Source organism: Protofrankia sp. CiP1_Cm_nod1, assembly GCF_920888515.1.
In the GTDB taxonomy this organism is placed as follows: Bacteria; Actinomycetota; Actinomycetes; order Frankiales; family Frankiaceae; genus Protofrankia.
The window spans coordinates 1-2,861 of sequence record NZ_CAKKTM010000383.1 but is presented as its reverse complement, the minus strand read 5'-3'; the positions used below and the strand labels follow the sequence as shown (position 1 = coordinate 2,861).

At 69.6% G+C, this 2,861-nt stretch carries 4 protein-coding genes and 1 pseudogene; 4 read left to right on the top strand and 1 reads right to left on the bottom strand.

The features are described 5' to 3' along the window. A pseudogene (locus NBX02_RS23310) lies at positions 1 to 161 on the bottom strand (SAM-dependent methyltransferase); the annotation flags it as partial. A 196-nt stretch (positions 162 to 357) separates the two neighbouring features. On the opposite strand from NBX02_RS23310, the gene NBX02_RS17200 reads away from it, so the two are divergent. The 4 genes from NBX02_RS17200 (at position 358) to NBX02_RS17185 (ending at position 2,396) form a co-directional block, all read left to right on the top strand. Next, positions 358 to 657, top strand: a complete 300-nt coding sequence (locus NBX02_RS17200; protein WP_047221768.1) for a type II toxin-antitoxin system Phd/YefM family antitoxin — start codon at positions 358 to 360, stop codon at positions 655 to 657. Next, positions 654 to 941, top strand: coding sequence for a type II toxin-antitoxin system RelE family toxin (locus tag NBX02_RS17195; RefSeq protein WP_047221767.1), 288 nt, complete (start codon positions 654 to 656; stop codon positions 939 to 941). The genes NBX02_RS17200 and NBX02_RS17195 overlap by 4 nt, the downstream gene beginning before the upstream one ends. A 178-nt stretch (positions 942 to 1,119) precedes the next feature. Then, positions 1,120 to 1,644, top strand: coding sequence for a TetR/AcrR family transcriptional regulator (locus tag NBX02_RS17190; protein WP_250292207.1), 525 nt, complete (start codon positions 1,120 to 1,122; stop codon positions 1,642 to 1,644). Between the two features lie 272 nt (positions 1,645 to 1,916). Next, on the top strand, positions 1,917 to 2,396 hold the full coding sequence (locus NBX02_RS17185; RefSeq protein ID WP_250292204.1) for a DUF3592 domain-containing protein: 480 nt from the start codon (positions 1,917 to 1,919) through the stop codon (positions 2,394 to 2,396). The last annotated feature ends 465 nt before the right edge of the window (positions 2,397 to 2,861 follow it).

The following is a 2,861-nucleotide window of genomic DNA, read 5'->3' as shown; positions in this document are numbered from 1 at the left end:
CCTCCGCCCACGTCGAGCACGGCTGCCGGTGGCGGCGGCAGGTGATCCATCAGGTGGCGGTGCAGGACATACGTGCGCACCCGGCCCTTCACCGTCGCGTACGCGCCCTCGACGAACCGGTCCGTCAGGCCAGCCCAGACATCCTCGGTCACGGCAACCATCCTGTCTGCACCCACCCGAAGCGACGACGCCCGGTCCGGCCGCTTCGCCAGATTCCCCGGCCTCGACTGTGACGACCGCCGCCTCGACTACCCGCACGCCGACGAGCTCGCGGACAGGCGCGAGAGCGCGGTCCACACGCACGCCGTGCCAGCAATCTGCCTTTAGTTCGCGCCAGTTCCTGGTACGCTCGACGCTATGACCGTCATGCCGTTCACCGATGCGCGCAACCGCCTGTCGGAGCTCATCGACGAGGTGGAGCGGACCCATGAGCGGGTGGAGATCACCCGTCATGGGCACGCCGTGGCGGTCCTCATCTCCCCCGATGACCTCGCGGCGCTGGAGGAGACACTGGATGTGCTGGCGAGCCGGGAGGCGATGCGGCAGCTCGCGGAGTCCCGAGACGCGGTCGAAGCCGGCGACGTGCTCGATGCCGAGGAGCTCACCGCGCTCATGGTGAAACGGGCGCGGAGCGCCGAGCGGCCTCGCGCGACATGAGTGAGACCGGCGAGCCGTTCAAACTTCTGATCACCGGCCCCGCGGCACGCGCTCTCGCCGGCAGACCGCCCGAGAAGATCGCGGCGGCCGTCCACGAGTTCATCACGACCACGCTCCTGAACAACCCCCACCGGCTCGGCAAACGCCTCCTGCTCCCACCGTACGAGGGCACCTGGTCCGCCCGGCGCGGCAGCTACCGGGTGTTGTACGAGATCGATGAGGAGAACCGTACCGTTACCGTAACCGCCGTCGAACATCGGTCCGACGCGTACCGCTCACGCTGACCGAGAGACCCGACGAGGATATTGGGACCCCTGCTGTCACATGCGCCCATTAAGTCCCCGGTTCGGAGGGCTGAGCGTCGTCGCTGCTCTCGGCTGGCCGTGCCGGCTCGATCGGCTGCCGGTGCGTTCAGTGGCCGGGGATGGCGCCGGTCGTGATGAGGACTCGGCGGTTTCGATGATGGTGGTCGGCACGTCGCGGGAGCTCGGAGTCAGCTCGGGCGCGCCGTACCACCACTTCACCGACCGTGCGGCGCTGTTCGCGGCGATTGTCGTCGACGGACACGACCTGCTGTTCACCCGGCTCGACGCCGCTCGGGCCGGCGGTTCCGACGCCGTCGCCGCGTTACGCGACCTGCTCGTGGCCTACGCCGGCTTCGCCGCCGACCATTCCGCGCACATGCGCGTGATGCTGCGCCCCGAACTCGCCGAGCCAGCCGCGCACCCGGAGGTGACGGCGGCAGGAGCACGTCCGATCGAGCTGCTACGGTCGACCGTCCTGGCCGCGCAGGACGAAGGCGCTGTTCCTCCCGGCGACCCGGAGCCCGTGCTGCACATGTTCTGGTCGCTGGCGATCGGCTATGTGACGCTGTGGCTCGACGGCCCCGTCGAGGCCCGCTGCACCGCTCTCGGCACGACCCCCGACGAGATGAGCCGCCGTGTCGCGTCGACCGTCGAGGAACTGCTGCGACGACCGCGAGCGTAATCCGGGCGCGAGGACACCTGCCATCGTGGGTCCGCTCATGGGAGACGGTGACACCCCGGCCATGGCCCCGCCGCGACAGCTTCACCGGACCGGGCGATCCGCTCCCCGTCTCACGCCGCACCATCGAGACCACCCACGGCAGCGCCACGGAAGGCATACCCGCAACGGATCAGTTACCTTGCATGGGGGTGTTTGCGCCGTTCCGTAGCCGCGGGGAAAAACACCGGCTCACGCCGGGTCCGGACAGGCGATGTGGAGGGGCGGGCGATCGCGTGGAGCTCCTGTCGGCCGCATGGGCCGTCACCGGCCTCGCCGAGCCGCACGTATCGCTGGCCGGCGGCACCGAAGGCGGGACGGAGAGCCGCTGGGGGTTGGGCATCGGGGGTGTTCTGCTCTTGGCCTGGGCCGTCGAGCAGCTCTGGCGCCTGCAACGCCGGCTCGTGAGCCGGCTGACCGGCCGTGTGGCCCAGGGCGTCGTCGTCGACGTCGACAGGAAGGAACACGGTGACGACGTGACCTTCTACCGGCCGAAGGTGGAGTACGTCACCCGCGACGGCACCCGCCACGTCGGTTGGGCCCGGTCGGCGACGGAACGCAACTACCGGGTAGGGCGGCGGGTACTCGTCCACCACGAGGCCGACCCGACGGTGTTCTCCATCGGATCGACCGGACGCGATGTGGGACGGTTCGTCTGGGCCGGGATGTGGGCCGCCGCCGGGATCTGCTGTCTCGTCACCGCGCTGTCCCCGTGACGCGGGACCGGGTCCGGACCGGAGACGTTCACGCTGCCCGGCCGCCCGGATCCCCTCGAAGGGTGACCACAAGGGGCAACCTGATGGACCTGACGTGTCACCGGAAGAACAGAACAATCTTGATTTAAGGCCCGGAAATCACCATCCACCCAATCGGATCAGATTGCTCTCCAGGAAGGCGGCCTCGTCGACATCCTGACCCGAAAATGGCCTCAGGGTGAAGGTGGCCCCGCCCCGCATCAGGCCTGCACAAGGGTGATGGTGCGGCCGGCGGGGCTTGTCGTGGTGGTGATGGCCGTGCGTTCGGTGATGTCGGGGCGGAGATGCGGCTGACCGGCAGGCCGAACAGCAGGACGAGCGCGCCAGCGGCGGGGCCTGTCCGGCCCCGGTCAACGACGGTCAAAGGGCGGCGGGAGCGGCCGGTGGCGGTCAGGATGCTGGTCCTGTGGGGGAAGCCGCCGCCCC

Coding starts and splice junctions, on each gene's coding strand:
- NBX02_RS17200 (WP_047221768.1), top strand. CDS start 358: ATGACCGTCATGCCGTTCACCGATGCGCGCAACCGCCTGTCGGAGCTC.
- NBX02_RS17195 (WP_047221767.1), top strand. CDS start 654: ATGAGTGAGACCGGCGAGCCGTTCAAACTTCTGATCACCGGCCCCGCG.
- NBX02_RS17190 (WP_250292207.1), top strand. CDS start 1,120: ATGGTGGTCGGCACGTCGCGGGAGCTCGGAGTCAGCTCGGGCGCGCCG.